Here is a 20121-nt window from a genome sequence, read left to right as displayed (position 1 = left end):
GACCCGCAGCGGGCGTGATCGAGCGCGCTGGTGGGTCGGTCAGGTCCCCAGGCCGGCGTCCCGTGCCAGGAGGGCGGCCTGTACGCGGTTCTCGCAGCCCAGCTTGGACAGGATCCGGCTCACATACGTCTTGACCGTGGCCTCGCTCATATGGATCCGGGCTCCCGCGTCCGCGTTGGACAGGCCCTCGCCCAGCAGTGCCAGGACCTCCAGTTCGCGGTCCGTCAGCGTCTCCAGCCTGCGGCGGGCCTGCTCGGTGCGGCGCGCGGTCTGGCCGGACGCCAGGGAGTCCACTACGTGGCGGGTGGCGCCCGGCGACAAGTACGCGTCCCCGGCCGCGGCGGCCCGTACCGCGCCCATCAGTTCCGCGGGGGCCGAGTCCTTGAGGAGGAAGCCCGCACTGCCCTCGGCCAGGGCGCGCAGCACGTTCTGCTGCTCCCCGAACGTCGTCAGGATCAGCACGCGGGTGTCGGGGACCGTCCGGCGGAGCTCGGCCAGGGCCGTCAGCCCGTCCATGACCGGCATCTGGATGTCGAGCAGGACGACGTCCACGCGCTGGGCGCGGGCCAGTTCGACCGCCTCGCGGCCGTTGGCCGCCTCCGCGACGACGTCGATGTCATCGGCCGAGGTGAGAATCATCCTGATGCCCGCCCGAATGAGCGGCTCGTCATCCGTGACGAGAACCCTGATCACGACTCTCCTGCGCGGTCTTGAGCGGTCCTGCCTGCGGCCACTCGCCATCATCTCCGATCCGCCCGCCCGGAGCGCATGGCGGCCCTGCGCCGCCCTCAGGGGGTGTCTCTCCGATCTCCGCTAGGGGGACACGGGGGACACGCCTAGTCCTTGACCTCGTAGGAGTTCTTCTCGATCAGCTTGCCGTCCCTGAAGCAGAACCGGTAGACCGGGGTCTTGTCCAGACTGCTGCCGAACTCCGTGGAGCTAAGGCTGAGGCACTTCGCCCCCTTGGGTGCGGGCGGCGCACCCTTCTCCAGGCTCTCGTTGATGAACGGGACTCCGTCGGGCAGCGCCTTGCGGACCTCCGACTCCGACTGCCCCACCGTCACCGCGTCGTACTGCTTGGGCTCGATCATGGACTTGTCCGCTTCGCCCGCCATGACGACCAGCCCGAGGACCGCGGCGATCACCAGCAGCAGCGCGATCACCGCCGCCACCCCGCAGCCGATGGCTATCCCGCTTCCCCGCCTGCTCCTGCTCATCGCCTTGGCCAGCTCCTTCGGCATGCCGTTCCAGTCGTTGACCGGATCAGCCTCGCCCGGCGAGCCCGCCGGAAGCTGCTGCCGAAAGTCTCCCGTGCCGTCGACGAACGTCGCCGCCGTGCCGCTGGACGCGGGGCCCGGGGCGCCGCCCTCCGGCGAGGTGTAGGGCAGCACGCCCGCGAGCCGGAAACCGCCGTCCGCCGTCGGGCCGGCGTGCACCATGCCTCCGACGAGGCGGGTCCGCTCCCCGAGGCCGGTCAGCCCCTGACCGCCGCTCACCACGCTGCGGCCACCGCCCGCGGGGGCGGAACCGTTGGTGACCTCCACGACCAGTGAGTCCGGCTCGTAGCGCAGCTCGATGGTGATCGAGGCACCCGGGGCGTGCTTGTGGGCGTTGGTCAGGCCCTCCTGGACGAGGCGGTACGCCGCGTGATCGGCGGTCGGGGCGAGCGGGCGCACCTCCCCCGAGCGCCGCAGCCGCACGGCCGCGCCCGCGCCCCGGGACGCCTCCACCAGGCCCTCGATGCCGGCCACTCCCCGAGACGGCGCCTTGGCCTCCTCCTCTCCCAGCGCCGCGAGGGCGTGGGTGGGGACTCCCCCGGCGGTCACCGGGGGGATGCCCTGGCCGGGGGCCTCCGTGCCGTCCCGCAGGAGGCCCACCACCTCGCGCAGCTCGTGCATCGCGGCCACCGACGCCTCGCGCAGCACGCCCACGGCCTCCCGCTGCCGCCCGGTCAGCTCACGGTCCACCTCCAGGGCACCGGTGTGCACCGAGATGAGCGCGAGCTGATGGCCGAGGCTGTCGTGCATGTCCTGCGCGATGCGCTGGCGCTCACGGATCCGGGCCTGACCGGCGATCATCTCGCGTTCGCGCTGCAGATGGGCGTGGTACTCGCGGAGGGTGTCCGCCAGGGTGCGGCGCTGCGACCAGTAGCGGCCGGCGAGGCCGGGCACGATGACCGCGACCAGCGTCGCCAGGGCACCCATGATCAGGATCGCCGGCGAGAGGTACGGCAGTTCCCACGCCGCGGACAGGGCGAGGCTGAGGACGTAGGCGAGGCCGAAGGTGCAGGTCGCCCGGCCGACTGCGGTGATCCGCCGCCCGGCCGACCAGGACGCGACCAGGAGCAGCGGGGCGAGGCCGTCGAGCCCGCTGGAGGCGACGGCGGTCACCAGCAGCACGGTCGCCGGCAGCGCCCGGCGCAGCGGCGACAGCAGCGCGGCGGCCAGGGCGACGGCGACGGTGCGTACGGTGCCGCCGTTGTCGGCCAGGGCCTCGACTCCGACCGCCGTCAACCCCATCGTGAGGCTCAGCAGCACCTCGCCCACGATGCGCCCGGGTGGCCACATGCCGGGGTCGAAGAGAGCCCTGACCGGATCGGCCAGCCGTCGGGACGCCGCGCGCAGCCTCGCCGCCGACGTCCGACCGGCACGCTCCGTACGGTCCTTGCCTTCCACACCTGTCACGCGGCTACGTTAGGCAAGCCCGCCCGCCGGCGACATCGCCTTTCGTCGCGACGAGCAACAACCAAAGTCCCACAGCCGCGGCCGCCCGGCGCTCGGGACCGATCGGCGCCCGGCATGCCCGATACGGCTGTCCGGGTCCGGGTGCCCGGCGGACACGCCCCGGTGAGGACGTGTCCGAGGGGTCGGGCCCTACAGGTTGTCGCCCCAGCCACCCTGGATCATGGTCTGGAACGCCCATGTCCCGTCCCGCCTGATCAGGATGTCGGCGTAGCGCAGCCGCTGGGTGCGGCCCCGTGCCGTCATGACCGAGTCCGAGAAGACCACGGCCATGGCGGGTGAGAGGAAGACCGGCGTCCGCGTGGACTCGAAGGTGATGTCCTCGCTGCCGCCCCCCATCACCTGTGTCATCGTCGTGATGAACCGCTCCCGGTCCCACTGCGCCGAGCTGCCGTTGCCGGCCGTGTCGTCGCTGACGAGGTTGAGCGGGAAGACCGCCATATCGGCCATCCGCGCCACGTCGCGCTGCGCGCTGTGCGCGTCGTACTCCGCGAACCAGGCGTCCAGGCCGGCGCGGTCCTCGGCGGTCGGCTCGTACCCGGCGTCGGGCAGGAAGGTCACACGGACTCCTCACGGTCGTCGGCTGCAGGGTGCGAGCCCCTGACAAGCACCAGGAACGCGCGACGGCGCGAAGGCGCTCGACAGGGACTCATCAATTTTGACTACGCGAGAAAAGATAGCGGCCCCGAACCATCTAGTCAAACTTGAATAGCTTGCCCTCAGGCCGGCTGGGTCGCCCCCGACACCAGGGCCGCGGTCACCGGGTGGGCCGGGGCGGTGAAGAGCCGCGCGGTGGGGCCCGACTCGACGGACCGGCCGGCGGAGAGGACCAGAAGGGTGTCGGTGCGGTCGGCGACGAGGTGGAGGTCGTGGCTGATGAGGATCAGGACCAGGCCGCGGCTGTCGCGGAGGTCTTCGAGGAGGTCCATGATCGCGGCGGCGGTGCCGGCGTCGAGGGCCGAGGTGACCTCGTCGCAGACCAGGACGTCGGGGTCCGCGGCCAGGGCGCGGGCGATGGCGACCCGCTGGCGCTGCCCGCCGGAGAGTTCGTGGGGGTAGCGGCCGGCGAAGTGGGCGGGCAGGCCGACGCGTTCGAGGAGTTCCAGGACGCGGGCGGCGGTCCGGCCGCGGGCGGTGCGCCGGTGCAGGCGCAGGGGGCGGCCGACCGCCGCGCCGACCGTGCGGCTGGGGTTGAGGGTGCCCAGCGGGTCCTGCGGTACGAGCTGCAGGCGTCGGCGCTGTTCGCGGGTGCGGCCGTGGGCGGTGGGGGCCAGGCGGACGCCGTCGAGGGTCACGGCGCCGCCGGTGGGGCGGTGCAGACCGACGATCGCGCGCACCAGGGTGGTCTTGCCCGAGCCGGAGGCGCCGACGATGCCGGTGCTGGAGCCGGCGGCAGCGGTGAGGTCGATGCCGTGCAGGACGGGGTGGCGGCCGCCGCGCCCGGTGAAGGCCGCGTGCAGGCCGGAGACGGTGAGCGTCGGCTCGCCGGCGGTGCGGGGCCGGGCGGCGGTACGGGGCGCGGGGGGTGGCACGGGCGCCGCCCGGGAGAGGTCGACGACGTCGTCGGCCAGCCGGGCGACCAGGTCCCCGTCGTGGCAGGACAGGGCGACGGCGAGCCGGCGATGGGCCGCGAGGTGGCGCAGGAGGGCGGCGATCTCGTCGCGCAGCTCCGGGTCGAGGCCGGCGGTCGGCTCGTCGAGGAGCAGTACGGCCGGGCGCCGGGCCAGCGCTCTGGCCAGGGCGAGGCGCCGCTGCTGGCCTCCGGAGAGCTCGCCGGCGCGACGGCCCGACAGGCCCTCGCCGGTGGGCAGTCGGACCTCGGCGAGCAGATCGTCGAGCGCCTGGGGACCGCGGTCCACGGCGACCTCGGCGAGCAGCCGGCGGACCTTCATCCGGGGGTTGAGGCCGGAGCCGGGGTCCTGGCCGACGTAGGCGAGGCGGTGGCGGCGCAGCGCGCGCAGGTCGGCCGCGTCGAGCGCCAGCACGTCCTGGCCGAGGACGTCGATCCGGCCGGCGGTGCGCCGGGCGCCGGCGGGCAGCACCCCGGCCACGGCGCGCAGCAGGGTGGTCTTGCCGCAGCCGGAGGGGCCGGTGAGGACGGTGATACGGCCGGGGCGGACCGACAGGCTGCCGCCGTCCAGGAGCAGCCGGCCGTCCGGGGCGGAGATGGTGAGGTCCGTGACGGTCACCGCCGGTTCCGCGGCGGGAGTCCGGTCCTCGGGGTACCGATCGGGCTGGTGGTTCACAGCGCGGTCACCGCCTTCCGGCCGGTCTGCGGTACGAGTGCCGAGACCGCCAGGTTGACGCTCATGGCCAGCAGGCCGATGGCGATGCTGGGGGCCAGTACGGCCCAGGGGTTGAGGACGATGCCGCCCGCGTTCTCCCGGATCATCAACGACCAGTCGGCGGTGGGCGGTTGCGGGCCGACCTGGAGGAAGCCGGCGGTGGACACGACGTAGACGGCGGCGACGAAGCGCAGTCCGAAGAGGGCGAGCAGAGTGGCGCGCAGGTTGGGCAGGACCTCGCGTACGACGAGGTGCCACAGCCGCTCGCCGCCGACCGCCGCCGCCTCGATGTAGCCGGCTGCCGCGACCGGCGCCGCGGCGCCGGAGACCAGGCGCACCGCGTACGGCACCCCCAGCACGACGGCGGTGGCGACCAGCGCGAAGCGGCCGCCGCCCGGCCACGACAGCGCCACGAGGAGGATGCCGAGCACGGCCGGCAGCAGCATCAGGACGTCCGCCGAGCGCTCCACGACCCGGCCGAGGGCCGGCCGCAGCGCGCCGAACGCGCCGAGCAGCGCGGCGGCCGCGGTGACCAGGAGGGCGACCAGCAGGGAGGTGGCGATCAGTGCGCGGCCCCCGGCGAGCAGGCGGGAGAGCACGTCCCGGCCGAGCTGGTCGCCGCCGAGGGGCGCCCCGCCACCCGGTTCGGCGTACGGGGCGGTGACCGGGGCGTCGACGGCGTGCGGGGCGAGCCACGGCCCGGCGGTGGCGAGGGCGATGAGCAGGAGGGCGGGCAGGGTGCGCAGGACGACGCCGCGACGGACGCGGCGGCGCGGCGGCGCGCTGCGGGCGGCGGGCTCGGGGGCGGTGGTGTGCGGTGCGGTCGGGGCGGTCATACGCGGCCTCCGGAGGCCCGGGCGCGGACGAGGTCGGCGAGCAAGAGCACGCCGGTGACGACGGCTCCGGTGACCGCGACGACGCCCGCGACGACCGGGCTGTCCCGATCGGTGACGGCGCCGGCCAGCACCCCGCCGATACCGGGGTAGTTGAAGATCGTCTCCACTACGACGGCGCCGCCCAGCAGCATGCCGGTCGAGGTGGCGATGCCCGCCGCGATGGTGGGCATCGCCCCGGGCAGCAGATGGTGGGTGAAGATCCGGTGGCGCGGCAGCCCGTCGAGCACCGCGGTCTCCATGTGCGGGGCCTTGGCCTCGTCGGCGAGGGCGGCCCGCACGATGCGGGTGTTCCAGCCGATCTGCGGGATCGACAGCGCCAGTACGGGCAGGACGAGCATCCGCCAGGAGGCGGGTGCGCCGTCGGCGCCGGTGAGGGTGACGGCGGGCAGCCAGCCCGCCCACAGCGCGAACACCAGGACCAGGGCGACCGCGACGACGAATTCGGGCAGCGCCAGGATGCCGGTGGCGGTGGCGGACACGACCCGGTCGGCGGTGCCGCCGGGCCTGAGCGAGGCCAGGCAGCCCAGACCGAGCGAGACGGCGAGGGTCACCAGCAGGGCCAGTCCGCCCAGCAGCAGGGTGTTGGGGAAGGGGCGGGCGATCAGGTCGGCGACGGCCTCGCCGTGGGCCGAGGTGCCGAGGTCGCCGGTGGGCAGACCGGTCATCCAGTCCGCGAAGCGGGTGGGAAGGGGGCGGTCGAGGCCGAGGAGGTGGCGGCGCTGCGCGAGGTCGGCCGCGCTCTCGCCGCGTTCCGCGGTGGCGGTGGCGGCGTCGCCCGGCAGCAGTTCGACGGCGGCGAAGACTGCGGCGAGCAGCACGGCGAGCGGCAGCAGCCGGCGGGCCGGCACGACGAGCAGGCGGCTCGCGCGCAGCACCGCGGACAGCGCGGGCCGGGCCGGCCGGAGGGCGGTCGGCCCGCCGGCCGGTCCGCTCGCCGTACCGCTCAGCGGTCCAGCCATGCCCCCTCCAGCTGCACACGTCCGTAGCCGGGCAGGGTGGGCAGGCCGCGCACCGGGGCGGTGGCCAGGTCGATGCCGTCGGCCATGCCCCACAGCAGGTAGCCGGACGCGTCGTGTTCGATCTGCTGCAGCCTCTTGAGCGCCTTGGCGCGCCGGTCCGCGTCCTTGGTGCCGATGGCCTCGCGGTACGCCGCGTCGAACGCGGCGTTCTTCCAGCCGGCCTCGTTCTGGGCCGCTTCGGAGACCATCGTCTTGCTGGCGAAGAAGACGACGGAGTCGTTGGTGCCCCAGTACGTGGTGTAGAGATCGGCCTTGAGCCAGGTCTTGTCCCAGAAGGTGGCGGACTCCTGCCGGACCACGTCGATCTTCACCCCAGCCTCGCGGACCTGGGTGGCGAACAGGGTCGCGGACTCGGCCAGACCGGGGATGTCCTCGGTGGTCAGCAGCCGGTACGTCCTCGAGGTGTCGAAGCCCGCGTCCTTCAGCAGGGCGGTGGCCCTGGCGAGGTCGCGGGTGCGCTGCGGGACGGATGCGGCGTAGGCGGGGTCCCCGGTGCCGAGGATGTCGTTGGCGACGGTGCCGTAGCCGGACAGCACCTGCCCGACCATGGCCTTGCGGTCCACCGCCAGCCGCAGCGCCTGGCGCACCTTCGCGTCCGCGAAGGGACCGTCGGACGTCCGCATGACGAGGGGCATCGCCATGTCGTCGGGGCGGCGGACGATCTGGATGTCCTTGCGCTTCTCCGCCGTGCGCGCGGCCACCGCGCCGGCGTTGGAGGCGAGGTCGATCTGCCCCTGGAGCAGCGCGTTGGACATCGCCTGCGGGGATTCGAAGATCTTGACCTCGATGGCGTCGAGGAGGACCTCGCCGCCGTACCAGTCCTCGTTGCGCACGAGCCGGGCGTTGCCGGAGCGGAACCAGTCCAGCTTGAACGGGCCGGCGCCGGGCGCCCTGCCCACTTCCTTGCCGGTGGTGCCCTTCTTGAGCACGAAGGTCGTCAGGCGGGTGAGCAGGGGCAGTTCGGCGTTGGCGTAGTCGGAGACCAGGACGACGGTGTCGGCGCCCTCGGTCCTGATGTTCTCGGCCTTGATGCCGGGCAGACGGGTGGCGCCGGTGGGGGTGGCGCGCAGCCGGCGCAGCGACCAGGCCATGTCCTCGGCGGTGACCGGGCTGCCGTCATGGAACTTCGCGCCCTTCGCGACGGTGAAGCGCCAGGTCCTCAGATCGTCCGAGGCCCGCCAGCGTGCGGCCAGCCGGGGAACGGTGTTGGTCTTGGCTCCGGGGGCGGTGAGGGTGTCGTGCACGAGGGCGATGACGAGGTAGTCGCTCTCGTTGGCCTGGGTGGCGTGCGGGTCGCGGGTGACGGCGGAGGCCCGGCCGAGGGCGCCGACCCGGAGCGTGCCGCCCCGCCGGGGCTTGCCGCCCGCGGCGCCGGAGGAGGTCTCGCCGCTTCCCGAGCACGCGGCCAGCAGCGCCGCCGCACCTATCGCTCCACCGGCCCACAGAACTTGACGCCTGTTCATGTCCACGTTCGTCCTCGATCCGCTTCGGGGCGACTGGGGGGTGGCGGTGCTTAGGTTTGCCTACCCTAATGACAACCAATGCCGCAAGGGGTCCGGCGCCGATGAACGGATGGTCGAATCGCGATTCCACTTGCCGAGGTGTCGGCGAAGTGCCGTTCGGTGCCTACTTTTTGACGGCACATCAGAGATTCAGCCAAAAACCGACCGGACCGGCCAGTAAGGGTTGCCTTGCCTAAGTCTCATGTCTAGCGTTCGGGCCGTTCGTCGGCGAACCACCGCACCCGGCCGCCCGGAGCGGCCGCTCCACCCTGCCCGTCACGGATCAGCGCAGCCCTGACCGCGGCTCCCCACAGCACGCGATTCCCCCTGCCGAACGACGGAACGGATCCCATGCCATGAGCACGGCAGCCGCACCTGTCCGCCAGCTCGACGAGCGCACCGTGAGCGAACTCCGCGAGGCCGCGGAGCAGATCCTCGCCGAATCCGGCACCCGCACCCCCTCCCCCCGGCTCCTGCGGCGGATCGAGCGGACGGCCGCCGGGTTCGGCGACGCCCTGCGGCACCACTGCCGCCCCGTCGACACCGCCGACGGCCTGTTCGTCCTGCGCGGCATCGACGTCGACGACGACGCCATCGGGCCGACGCCCGGCGACTGGGCCACCGCGGGCGAGAGCGGAGCCCGCTACGACGTCCAACTGCTGCTGCTCGCCACCGTGATGGGCACCCCGCTCGCCTGGAAGGGCCAGCAGGACGGCCGGTTCGTCCACAACATCGTCCCCTCGGCAGGGCACGAGAGCGAGCAGACCGGTGCCAGCAGCACCGTGCTGCTCAGCCCGCACACCGAGGACGCCTTCCACCCGGGCCGCGCACACCTGCTGTTGCTCTGCTGCCTGCGCAACCACGACGCCGTCGCCACCACCGCCGCCAGCATCCGCCGGGCCCGCCTCGCGGACGAGGACATCGCCGTGCTGACCCGGCCGGTGGTGCCGATCCTCCCCGACGACGCCTACGCCGACGCGCAGAGCTACACCGAGCAGGCACCGCCCGCGGTAGCCGCCCTCTTCGCGGCCGAAGCAGGCCTGACCCTGCGCTTCGACCCGGCGTACACCCCGCTCGACGAGGCGGACCCGGCCTACCGGGCCGCCTACGGCCGGCTCACGGCCGAACTCGCCCGGGTGTCGGTCGCCGTGCGGCTCGCCCCCGGCGAGGTCCTCGTCGTCGACAACGACCTGGTGGTGCACGGACGGGTGCCCTTCCGGGCCCGCTACGACGGCAGCGACCGGTGGCTCAAACGCGCCTCGGTCCGCGTCCCCGGACGCCGCAGCCGTCCCCTGGCCGAAGCCCGTGAGCACGGTTACGGTCAGGCCGCCCTCGAAGCGCACACCAGCTGACCGCTCGTACGGTTTGGAGGCACCACACGATGACCGACACCTCGATCACCGCCCCCGCCGACCCCCCGATATCCGGCGACGACCGGCACCTGCGGATCCTGACCACCACCGACCTGGCCGGTATCGACATCTCCCTGACCGACGTGGTCGCCACCGTGGAGGGCGCCTACCGCACCCTGCACGCCGGACGGTCCGACAACCCCCGCAAGCTGACCGTCGAACCGCCGGACGGGCACTCGGTCTCCTACGCGATGCTGGGCCGCGACGGCTCCCGCGACGTCGTCGCGATCAAGACCTCCTACAAGCACGGCCTGGACAAGGACCGTACCGAGCAGCACTACTACACCGCGCTGACGCTCTACGACGACGTCACCGGCCTGCCGGTGGCGATGATGGACTGCTCCCGGATCGGATCGCTGCGCACCCCGGCCGCCTCCGCGCTGCTGGCCCGCGAATGCGCGGCGCCCGGCGCCCGCAGCGCCCTGGTCATCGGCACCGGGACCCAGGGCCGCCTGGCCCTGCCGTTCCTGCTGACCACGCTGCCGGACCTGGACCGGCTGATGCTGTCCGGCACCCACCCCGGCGGCATCGCCGCGGTCCGCGAGCGGCTGCGCGCGCACTTCCCCGACCGCGACGTGGAGGTCGTCGGCGATCTGCGGGCCGCCGCCGCGGACGCCGACGTCATCGTGGCCACCGCCGGGGCCCACACGCCCGCCGCCGTCGAGGCCGACTGGCTGCGGCCCGGTGCGCTGGCCGTCCTTGTCGGCCACGGACTCGCCCCCTCGACACTGCACCGGGCCGACCGGGTCATCGCCACGAGCGAGGCACAGATGAACGTCACCGGCACCGACATGGCCGACGCCGACGGCCGACTCCCGGCGGTGGACGCCGAGTTCCCGCCCGTGCTCGCCGGCGCCGCGCCCGGCCGGGGCTCGGACAAGGAGCAGATCTTCGCCTACAACAGCGGCCTGGTCGTCACCGACATCGCCCTCGGCCACCGCTTCGCACAGCTCGCGCTGGCGCGGGGCCTGGGAACCGAGGTGCCGCTGTGGCGGTGAGCGGGGTGTCCGCCTGGCCGACGCTGCCCGCCCTGCCCGACCCCGCCACCCGGGCGGTGCTCGACAGCGGACTGCCGGCGGAACTCTCCTACGCACTCGGCGGGCCGTTCCACTTCCTGCTGCCCGACGCGTTCGACGGCAATCTGCGGGCCCTGCGGGCCGCGCTGTCGGACGCGGGCGTGGCGGGCTTGGTGTACTTCGCGAAGAAGGCCAACAAAGCCGCCGTGTGGAGCGAGCGCTGCGCCGCGAACGGTGCCGGAGTCGACACCGCCTCCGTCGGCGAGCTGCGGGACGCCCTCGGGCACGGGGTACGCGGGGAGCACCTCGTCGTCACCGGACCGGCCAAGGACGGCGCCCTGTTGCGCCTGGCGGTGCGGCAGGGCGCGCTGATCGCCGTGGACGCGCTCGACGAACTCGACGCGCTGATCGCCACGGTGGGGCCGGACCCGGTCCGCCCGGCGCGGGTGGTGCTGCGCTGCCTGCCGCCGGCCCAGCCGCACAGCCGCTTCGGCCTGCACGACGCCGAGCTGGAGGCCGCCCTGGAGCGCTGTGCGCGGGCGGGCGAGGCGGTGCGGATGGAGGGCTTCAGCTTCCACCTGTCCGGATACGCCGTGCAGCCCCGCGCCGACCTGGCCGGGCGCCTGGTCGAGCGGTGCCTCAAGGCCCGCGCGCGGGGGCTGGTGGCCGACCGGATCAGCGTCGGCGGCGGCCTGCCGGTCAGCTACACCGACGCCGTCAGCTGGCGCACCTTCCTCGCCGGGCAGCACAGCGGGCACTACCACGCGGCGAAGTCCTTCACCGCCGGCGACTTCTACCCCTACCACTCCCCGGCCGCCGGAGCCGGGGCGCTGCGGGCCCTGCTCGCCGCCCGGCCCGAAGGACACCACCGCAGCCTGGCCGGGCTGCTCAAGGACGCCGGCCTCACGCTGCTGCTGGAGCCCGGTCGCGCCCTGCTGGACAAGGCGGGCGCGACGGTGTTCCGCATCCAGGGGGCCAAGGACCGCGCGGGCTATCAGCTGCTGACCGTCGACGGCACCAGCCTGAGCCTGTCCGAGCAGTGGTTCAACAGCGAGTACCTGCCCGACCCCTACCTGCTCTCCCGCGACCCGGACGCCCCCGCCGGCATCCACCCCGCCAGCGTCGGCGCGGCCACCTGCCTGGAGTCGGACCTGCTCAGCTGGCGGAAGATCCCCTTCCCCCGCCGGCCCCGCATCGGTGACCTGCTGGTCTACCCCAACACCGCCGGCTACCAGATGGACTCCAACGAGTCGCCCTTCCACGACCTGCCGCTGCCGCCCAAGGTCGTCATCGACCACACCGAACGCCCGCGCCCGCGCTGGCGGCTGGACCGGCAGCGCGGCTGACCGGCCCGAGGCCCGTACGCCCCCTCGCAGGAGTATCCGATGCACAGGAGTAGCCCGATGCCCGGAGCACTTTCCCGCCCCGCCGTGGTCTCCCGTATATCCGACCTCGTCGGCCGCACGCCGCTGCTGGAGTTGGCCGCCTCCGAGACCGGCAGCCGGCTGCTGCTGAAACTGGAGATGTTCAACCCCACCGGTACGGCGAAGATCCGGATGGCCCGCCAGATGGTCCTCGACGCCGAGGAGCGCGGCGCGCTGCGGCCCGGCGGCCGCATCGTCGAGTCGACGTCCGGCAACACCGGCCTCGGCCTCGCCGTCATCGCCGCCGAACGCGGCTACACCTTCACCGCCGTCGTCGACCACCACGCGTGTGCGGACAAGCTGCGCGCCATGAAGGCCCTGGGCACCGAGCTCGTCCACGTCGCCGACGACGGCACGGAGGAACTCGCCACCGCCGCGCGGGAGGAGCTCGCCGAGGACCTCGCCCGCGGCCGGGACAACACCGTCTTCACCGAGCAGCACAACAACCCCAGCAACGGCGCCGGCTACTTCCCCGTCGCACACGAGCTGTACGAGGCCCTCGGCGGCCGGCTCGACGTGCTGATCGGCGCGGTCGGCACCGGCGGCGCGCTCTGCGGGACGGCCCGCGAACTGCGCACGCTGCTGCCGTCGTTCACCACCATCGGCGTCGAGCCCAAGGGGTCGATCGCCTTCGGCGGCCCCGCCCACGACTACTACCAGTCCGGCACCGGCACCCCCGAGGGCGCGGAGATCGGCGCCCTGGTCGACTTCCGCCTCATCGACGAGGGCGTCAAGGTCGGCGACGTCGAGGCGTTCGCCACCTGCCGGGCCGTCGCCCGCACCGGCCTGCTCATCGGCGGCTCCGCCGGCGGCGTCGTCCACGAGGCCCTGGTCCGGCTGCCCCTGCTGCCACCCGGCAGCACCATGGTCGCCCTCGTCAACGACGGCGGTGAGAAGTACCTGGACACCGTCTTCGACGACACCTGGATGCACGACCGCGGCCTCCTCGACCCCGCGGCGGAGCGGGAGATCGAAGAGCTGCTGAGCAAGCTGCGCGGGAGCCGCTGACCCATGCCGACCACTCTGCTGCGCGACAGCCGCGCCCTGGCCACGCTCGCCGTCCCGCTCATCCTCACCCAGCTCGCCCAAGTCGCCCTGACCACCACCGACACCGTGATGATGGGCCTGCTCGGCACCGAGGAGCTGGCGGCCGGCGGCCTGGCCCTGGTCCTGTTCAACCAACTGCGCACCATGGGCGTCGGCCTGGTGACCGCCGTCGGCAACCAGACGGCCGCCGCGGCGGCCCGCGCCGAGCGGGCGGGCGCGGACGGCGAGCACGGGGCCGGCGAGCACGGGGAAGTCCGTGCGATCGTCCGCGCGAGCCTGGCGGTGGCCACGCTCGCCGGTCTCGCCGGCGCCGTCGTCCTGGTCCTCGTCGGCCAGGGCCTGACCTGGCTCGGCCAGGACGCCGCCGTCGTCGCGCGCACCCGGACCCTGCTGCTCGCGCTGGCCCCCGGGCTGCTGCCCTGCCTGTGGTTCCAGGCCGTCCGCCAGTTCACCGTCGGCATGCGCCGCCCCCAGGCCCTGCTGCGGATCACGCTGGCCTCCGTAGCCGTCAACGCGGGGCTGAACTGGCTGCTGATGCACGGCGTGTGGGGGCTGCCCCGGCTGGGCCTGACCGGCATCGGCGTCGCCACGACCACCGTCCACCTGCTGTCCTTCCTCGCCCTGTACGCCTCGGCGCGGAAGGACGGCCGGCTGGCTCCGCTGCTCTCGCTCAACGCCGCCGGGGCCGACGCGGCCACCGTCAAACGGCTCGTCGGCCTCGGCGTACCGATCGCCGCGACGTACGGATCGGAAGCCGGGTTCTTCTCCCTCACCGCGCTGATGGCCGGCTCCTTCGGCCCCGCCGCCCTCGCCGCGCACACCGCCGTCAACCAGCTCGTCTACATCGTCTTCCAGGTCGCCGTCGGCCTCTCCCACGCCGCGTCGATCCACGTCAGCCGGGAACTCGCCCTCGGCCGCACCGACGCCGCACGCCGCATCAAGAACACCGCGCTCGCCTGCGCGGCGGCCGTCATGACCCTCGTCGCCGCCGGCTATCTGACCGTGCCCCACCTCGTCCTCGCGCCGTTCCTCGACGCCGGCTCCGACCGGGCCCTGACCATCGCCGCCCAGCTGCTCCTCGTCACCGCCGTCCTGCAGTTCTTCGACTGCGCGCAGAACATCGGCGTCGGACTGCTGCGCGGACTCGACGACACCAGGAGCGGATTCCGCATCACCCTCGTCGGCTACTGGGCGGTCGGGCTGCCCGCGGCCTGGCTCCTGGCCTACCCCCTGCACCTGGACACCCTCGGCATCTGGCTCGGCCTGCTCACCGGCCTGGCCACCACCGCCGTGCTCCTCCTGCGCCGCTACGACAGGCAGCTGCCCGGCCACCTGAGCCGGCGGATCCCGGCCTGATCACCCAGCGTGACATCACGTGCCGTGGTGGCGCGCCTCCGTCCCCGCCCGGCCGCGTCTCGGCGCGTGGAACGCCCTGCCGGATCGCAGGAAATCCGCCATCGTGGCCGGATCACCGCACCGGCTAAGGTGCTCCCGCGAACTGTTCAGGCGTGCGATGAAGGGGAAGGTCTGACGGTGTCCGATCTGGGGCGGCTCATAGCCGGCCGTTACCGGCTGGTGGAGCGGGTGGGCCGCGGCGGTATGGGCACCGTATGGCGGGCCGAGGACGAACTGCTCGGCCGGCACGTCGCCGTGAAGAAGCTGCACGTCCCGCCGCATCTGCACGACGACGAGGTCCTCACGCTCCACGAACGCACCCGCCGCGAGGCCCGCAGCGCCGCCCGGATCACCCACCCCCACGTGATCGTGGTGCACGACGTCGTCGACGACGAGGGCCTGCCCTGCATCGTGATGGAGTACATCCCCTCGGTCACGCTGAGCGACGTGGTCAAGCGGCAGGGCGCGCTGCCGCCGGGCGAGACGGCCCGGATCGGCCTCGCCATGGCCGCCGCACTGCGCGCCGCACACGACGTCGGAGTGCTGCACCGGGACGTCAAGCCCGCCAACGTCCTGCTCGGACACGACGGGCGGATCGTCCTCACCGACTTCGGCATCGCCGTGGAGTCCGGCACCTCCACGCTGACCAAGACCGGCGAGCTGGTCGGGTCGATCCACTACCTCGCGCCGGAACGCCTGCGGCCCGGCATCGCCGAGCCCGGCCCCGCGAGCGACCTGTGGTCCCTGGGAGCGACGCTGTATCAGGCGGTCGAGGGGCACCACCCGTTCCAGCGGGACACCGCGATCGAGACGGCGTACGCGATCGCCGTCGACGCGTACCACCCGCCGCGCAACGCCGGACCGCTGACCTCGGTGATCGAGGGGCTGCTGGTGAAGGAGCCGGGACGGCGGATGGACGCGCACCGGGCCGAACTTCTCCTGGCCGACGCGGCCGGAGCGAGCGGCGGAGCCCCGTCGGGCCCCGGGGTCGTCCCCGCCGCTCCTGCCGCCTTCGCCTCCCCCGCCGCCGACCCGGCCACGCGTCCGGAGCCGGTGGCGGACCCCGTGGCCCCGGCGCACGGGGGCCGGCGCCGCCGGGCGGCGCTGTGGCTGGCCGTGGCGGCCGCGGTCGGCGCTTCCGTGACCGGAGGCACCCTGCTGTGGCCCAGGGGCGACGCCGATGCGACGGCGAGCGCGCCGTCCAAGACCCCCGCCTCCGCCTCCGCCTCCAGCAGCCCGAACCCCAGCCCCTCGCCGCCGCCACCGCTGCCCGCCGGATACCACCTGGAGAAGGCCGGGGAGGGATTCTCGGTACCCGTACCGGACGGCTGGGCCCCCAAGGACGTGCCCGGCGGCGAGGTCGCCTACGTCGACCCGACCCGGCTGGTGGGACTGCGGGTCGACGTCGTGGAGTTCGCGGGATCCGATCCGGTGCGGCACTGGGAGGAGACCGAAGAGGACCAGACGCGCCGGGACAACCCCGGCTACGAGCGGGTCCGGATGGGCCCGACGACCTTCCGCGGGCGGCCCGCCGGGTACTGGGAGTTCACCTTCCCGGGCCAGGCACGGGACTTCCGGGCCGTGGAGCTGTCCTTCAGCGGCACGGACGGCACGCAGTACGTGGTCTACCTCTCCGCGCCGAACGCCCAGTGGAACCAGTACCGGCCGGTCTTCGACAACGCGGTCAAGGGGATTCGGCTGCGGGCCTAGCTAGGGGCTGTGCCCCCGGGCCTTCGCGCCTCGGGCCCGGCGTCCGCCCGGCGGGTGCGCCCCGCGTCCCGCCGGGCGGACGTCACGCCCGGATGCGCGCCTTGAGGACCTGGGTGCCGATGGCGAGGGTGACGCCCAGGAGCAGGACGTAGAAGACGCCGATCTTGTTCAGGTCGTCGAGGAAGAACCAGACCGACCCCAGACCGGTGAACCAGAAGGCCACCAGCGGGAATCCGCCGGCGCGTTCGTCCTTGTAGCCGGCGGCGAGGCAGAGCGCGGCGACCACGCCCAGGACCAGGGCGATGATGACGTAGTGGGTGTCCCAGCCGACGTAGCCGCGGGCGAGCTCGGACCAGACCGCCACGGCCTCCGCCACCGGCCCCCACACCACCGCGCACGCCAGCCGCGCCGACCACAGCAGCAGCACCGCCCCCGCCACACCGGCGAGCAGGGCGACCCGGGAGAACCCGCCGACCTCGATCACGTCGGCCCGGGAGATCACCAGCGTCAGCAGGCAGCCGAGCAGTGCCACCGCGCCCTCCGCCGTCGGCCGGAACACCACCCGCGCCGGGCTCCGGCGCCGGGCCGGCGGGTCCTGCCCGTCGACGGCCGCCTGCTGACCACGGGCCGGCTGCCCACCACCGGCCGCCCGCCCGGCGCCCGACGGTGCCGCGAGCGCCGCCCCGGCCGCGGGGTCGACGGTGGTGGGGGTCCGCAGCGGGACGGCCCGCGGAGCCGCGACCGCCGCGGCGAGCGCCGCCTTCATCGCGGCGGCGTCGGCGAAGCGCTCCGCCCGGTCCTTGCGCAGCGCCCGGACGATCACCTCGTCCACGGCGGGCGGCAGCTCGGGACGCAGCCGGGAGGGCGGCACGGGTTCCGCGGCCAGATGCTGGTGCATGACGGAGAACGGCGAGTCGCCCGTGTACGGGGGACGCCCGGTCAGCAGCTCGTACAGCAGGCAGCCCACGGCGTACAGGTCCGTACGGTGGTCGGTCTCGGCGCCGTTGATCTGCTCCGGGGCCAGATAGGCGGGGGTGCCGACCGCCACGCCGGTTCCGGTCAGCCGGGTGACGGCCTCGCTGAGCGCCTTGGCGATCCCGAAGTCGACGACCTTGACCTGCTGGCCGGCGGTGAGCATGACGTTCGCGGGCTTGATGTCCCGGTGCACGATGGCGTGCCGGTGGCTGTGGTCCAGGGCCAACAGCACCTGCCCCACGATGTCGGCCGCCTGCGCCACCGGCAGCGCGCCGTCCTTCAGCACCTGCCCGAGGGTCCGGCCCGCCACGTACTCCATCACCAGATACGGCTCGGCGGCCCCGCCCCCGGCGTCCTCACCCACGTCGTGGACGGTGGCCACACCGGGGTGGTTGAGCGCGGCCGCGGCGTGCGCCTCGCGCTGGAACCGGGCGAGGAACTCGGGCTGCAGCGCCAGCTCGGGGGAGAGGGTCTTCACCGCGACGGTACGGCGCAGCCGGCGGTCCACGGCCCGGTAGACCGTCCCCATCCCGCCGTGCCCGAGCTGCTCCACCAGCTCGTACCGCTCCCCCAGGATTCTGTGCTCCACCGGCTTCCTCCCCGGACCGAAAACACCAACACGGCGGAAGACGGACTGGAGCGCGGCGGGGTTCCCCCTGGCCAGGGGCGGTGCAGGTCACTCGCCGATGCCGAGGAGGGCCAGCGTGATGTTGTCGGGGCCGCCCGCCTCGATGGCGGACTTCCACAGCTCGAAGGCCGCCCGGCCGTCTTCGTGGGACCGCAGCAGGTCGTCGAGCTCGTCCTCGGGTACCGGGTCGGTCAGCCCGTCGGTGCAGATCAGGTAGCGGTCGCCGGCGTTGAGCGGGGCGGTGGCGACGTGCGGGGTGATGGCGCTGAACCGGGAGGCGCCGCCGAGCGCCTGGGTGACGAGGGAGGTGGTGCGGCGGCCGGGCGGCAGGGGCGGGCTGTCGTCCACGCTGACCTGGCGCAGGCCGTCCCCGGTCGCGTCGAGCACCCTGCTGTCACCGACGTTGAAGACCAGCAGCGACTCGGCGAGGACGACCGCGCCGGCGACCGTGGTCCCCATGGTGAGCAGGTCGGGGTCGCGGCCGGCTGCCGTGTACACCGCGCGGTTGCACAGGTTCAGCGCGTCGCGGACGGCCCTCTCGCTGGTGAGGGACGGGCCGAGCGCGGCCAGTTGCCGTACGGCCAGGGCGCTGGCCACCTCGCCGCCCGGCTGGCCGCCGATGCCGTCGGCGACCGCGACGACGAGCGGGGTGCCGAGCGGGAAGACCAGGGTCTGCGGGTTCTCGGTCACGGTGCCGCACAGCGTCCACGGGCCGGCGACCAGGCTGTCCTCGTTGTGGTCGCGGAGCAGGCCGGGGTGGCTGAGGGCCGTCACGGTGATGTACCGCATGGCTGGATGCGCCGCCTCTCTGCGTCTCTGCGTCGTCGGGCTCAGTCGCCCGGATCGGTCGTCGGGCCGGATGTCGGGCCGGGCGTCGGACCGGGCGCTCCCCCGCCGCCCAGGGTGTGCCGCCGCATGAGCCGGGAGACGTCCTTGCCGGTGACGATCCCGGCCAGCCGGCCCCCGTCCACCACCAGCAGGCGGGTGCCGGTCCGCAGGGTGAGGCGTTCGAGGGCCTCGCTCAGCAGGTCGTCCGGCGCGGCCACCGCGCACTGGGACAGCGGGGTCGCCACCTCGCGCACCCGCAGGTTCTCCCGCTCGGCCGGGGGTACCACCGCGAGCCTGCGCAGCTGCACGACGCCGCTGGGGCGGCCCTCGAAGTCGAGCAGGGGGAGCGCGGAGTGGTGGGAGGGCACCGCCACCTCGTCGATGAAGCGCTGGACGGTCAGCCAGTCGGCACCCGTCACCACCGGGCTGGTCATGGCGTCGGCGACCCGTATGCCGCGCAGTGCGGTGTGCAGCGTGGCCCGGCGCCGCTCCGCACCGGCGACGATCATGATGAAGAGGCCGACGAAGACGATCCACAGTCCACCCGGCGCCCCGCGCAGCACGGAGATCCAGCCCACGGCCACCATCAGCACGCCCATGACCTGGCCGCTGCGGGACGCCGCCAGATCGGCCCGCTCCCGGTCACCGGTGCGCCACCACAGGACCGCCTGCACCACCCGTCCGCCGTCCAGCGGCACCGCGGGCAGCAGGTTGAACACGCCCAGGAACAGATTCGCCCAGCCGAGCCACAGCGCGACCACCGCGGGGATCTCCGCCCAGCCGGCCAGCAGCTGCAGGCCGATCCCCGCGCCGAGCGCGGCGCCGCCGATGACCAGGCTGGTCAGCGGGCCGCTGACGGCCACCAGGAAGGCCGCGGCGGCGGTCTTGGGCCGCCCCATCCGCGTCATCCCGCCCAGCGCCCACAGCGTGACGTCCTCGACCGAGATCTGCTTCCGCCGGGCGGTCGCGGCGTGCGCCGCCTCGTGCAGCAGCAGGCTGCCGGTGAGCAGCGCGGCTCCCGTGACGCCGGCGAGGGCGTAGACGGCACCCGAGCGGCCGGGGGTCCAGGCGGGCAGGGCCTGCCGCCCGAGCCCGACCGCGAACAGGCCCACCAGCAGCGGAACGCTCCAGTGCATCCGCAGTGGTACGCCGACAACCTGTCCGACCCGGACCGATCCGTTCATCGTCGTCCTCACCCACCCCAATTGTCGCTCGCGGAATCTACGCTGGACCTAATGACGGG

General features: G+C 73.8%; 16 protein-coding genes. 6 read left to right on the top strand and 10 right to left on the bottom strand.

From position 1 onward, the window contains the following. Positions 1 to 39: 39 nt before the first annotated feature. The 7 genes from AC0680_RS04685 to AC0680_RS04655 form a co-directional block, all read right to left on the bottom strand. On the bottom strand, positions 40 to 693 hold the full coding sequence (locus tag AC0680_RS04685; protein WP_468976331.1) for a response regulator transcription factor: 654 nt from the start codon (positions 691 to 693) through the stop codon (positions 40 to 42). A 143-nt stretch (positions 694 to 836) separates the two neighbouring features. After that, on the bottom strand, positions 837 to 2567 hold the full coding sequence (locus tag AC0680_RS04680) for a sensor histidine kinase (protein WP_478625092.1): 1731 nt from the start codon (positions 2565 to 2567) through the stop codon (positions 837 to 839). Between the two features lie 306 nt (positions 2568 to 2873). Next, a complete protein-coding gene (locus AC0680_RS04675; RefSeq protein WP_478624865.1) occupies positions 2874 to 3302 on the bottom strand; it encodes a nuclear transport factor 2 family protein in 429 nt (142 codons plus the stop codon). A gap of 158 nt (positions 3303 to 3460) precedes the next feature. Beyond that, positions 3461 to 4987 carry an ABC transporter ATP-binding protein gene (locus AC0680_RS04670; RefSeq protein ID WP_478624863.1) on the bottom strand — a complete coding sequence of 509 codons (1527 nt, stop codon included), beginning with the start codon at positions 4985 to 4987 and terminating at the stop codon, positions 3461 to 3463. Then, positions 4984 to 5862: an ABC transporter permease gene (locus tag AC0680_RS04665; protein ID WP_478624862.1), complete on the bottom strand. Its 879-nt coding sequence runs from the start codon at positions 5860 to 5862 to the stop codon at positions 4984 to 4986. Before AC0680_RS04665 ends, AC0680_RS04670 begins: the two co-directional genes overlap by 4 nt. Continuing rightward, positions 5859 to 6881 (bottom strand): ABC transporter permease, encoded by a 1023-nt coding sequence (locus AC0680_RS04660; RefSeq protein ID WP_478624860.1) that lies wholly within the window; start codon positions 6879 to 6881, stop codon positions 5859 to 5861. Before AC0680_RS04660 ends, AC0680_RS04665 begins: the two co-directional genes overlap by 4 nt. Further along, on the bottom strand, positions 6866 to 8404 hold the full coding sequence (locus AC0680_RS04655) for an ABC transporter substrate-binding protein (protein WP_478624859.1): 1539 nt from the start codon (positions 8402 to 8404) through the stop codon (positions 6866 to 6868). The genes AC0680_RS04660 and AC0680_RS04655 overlap by 16 nt, the downstream gene beginning before the upstream one ends. A 395-nt stretch (positions 8405 to 8799) precedes the next feature. Between AC0680_RS04655 and AC0680_RS04650 the strand changes: the two genes are divergently transcribed. From AC0680_RS04650 to AC0680_RS04625, 6 genes are all read left to right on the top strand, one after another. Continuing rightward, positions 8800 to 9795 carry a TauD/TfdA family dioxygenase gene (locus AC0680_RS04650; RefSeq protein ID WP_478624858.1) on the top strand — a complete coding sequence of 332 codons (996 nt, stop codon included), beginning with the start codon at positions 8800 to 8802 and terminating at the stop codon, positions 9793 to 9795. Positions 9796 to 9824: 29 nt separating this feature from the next. Continuing rightward, positions 9825 to 10853, top strand: coding sequence for an ornithine cyclodeaminase family protein (locus tag AC0680_RS04645; protein WP_478624856.1), 1029 nt, complete (start codon positions 9825 to 9827; stop codon positions 10851 to 10853). Beyond that, a complete protein-coding gene (locus AC0680_RS04640) occupies positions 10844 to 12217 on the top strand; it encodes a type III PLP-dependent enzyme domain-containing protein (RefSeq protein ID WP_478624854.1) in 1374 nt (457 codons plus the stop codon). The genes AC0680_RS04645 and AC0680_RS04640 overlap by 10 nt, the downstream gene beginning before the upstream one ends. Before the next feature lie 57 nt (positions 12218 to 12274). Then, on the top strand, positions 12275 to 13303 hold the full coding sequence (locus AC0680_RS04635) for a cysteine synthase family protein (RefSeq protein ID WP_478624852.1): 1029 nt from the start codon (positions 12275 to 12277) through the stop codon (positions 13301 to 13303). A gap of 3 nt (positions 13304 to 13306) precedes the next feature. Then, the gene (locus AC0680_RS04630) at positions 13307 to 14698 is read left to right on the top strand and encodes an MATE family efflux transporter (RefSeq protein WP_478624850.1); all 1392 of its coding nucleotides are present in this window, start codon (positions 13307 to 13309) and stop codon (positions 14696 to 14698) included. 177 nt (positions 14699 to 14875) lie between these two features. Next, positions 14876 to 16447: a serine/threonine-protein kinase gene (locus AC0680_RS04625; RefSeq protein WP_478624848.1), complete on the top strand. Its 1572-nt coding sequence runs from the start codon at positions 14876 to 14878 to the stop codon at positions 16445 to 16447. Between the two features lie 82 nt (positions 16448 to 16529). On the opposite strand, the gene AC0680_RS04620 is transcribed toward AC0680_RS04625, so the two are convergent. From AC0680_RS04620 to AC0680_RS04610, 3 genes are all read right to left on the bottom strand, one after another. Continuing rightward, a complete protein-coding gene (locus tag AC0680_RS04620; protein ID WP_478624846.1) occupies positions 16530 to 18011 on the bottom strand; it encodes a protein kinase domain-containing protein in 1482 nt (493 codons plus the stop codon). 87 nt (positions 18012 to 18098) lie between these two features. After that, entirely contained in the window at positions 18099 to 18839 is a 741-nt protein-coding gene (locus AC0680_RS04615; protein ID WP_478624844.1) for a PP2C family protein-serine/threonine phosphatase, read from the bottom strand. Positions 18840 to 18880: 41 nt separating this feature from the next. Then, positions 18881 to 20062, bottom strand: coding sequence for a site-2 protease family protein (locus AC0680_RS04610; RefSeq protein WP_478625091.1), 1182 nt, complete (start codon positions 20060 to 20062; stop codon positions 18881 to 18883). Positions 20063 to 20121: the final 59 nt, after the last annotated feature.

This window comes from Streptomyces sp. NPDC043738 (genome assembly GCF_056436545.1).
The sequence above is the reverse complement of the archived record's forward strand: the minus strand, read 5'-3'. Positions and strand labels throughout refer to the sequence as shown.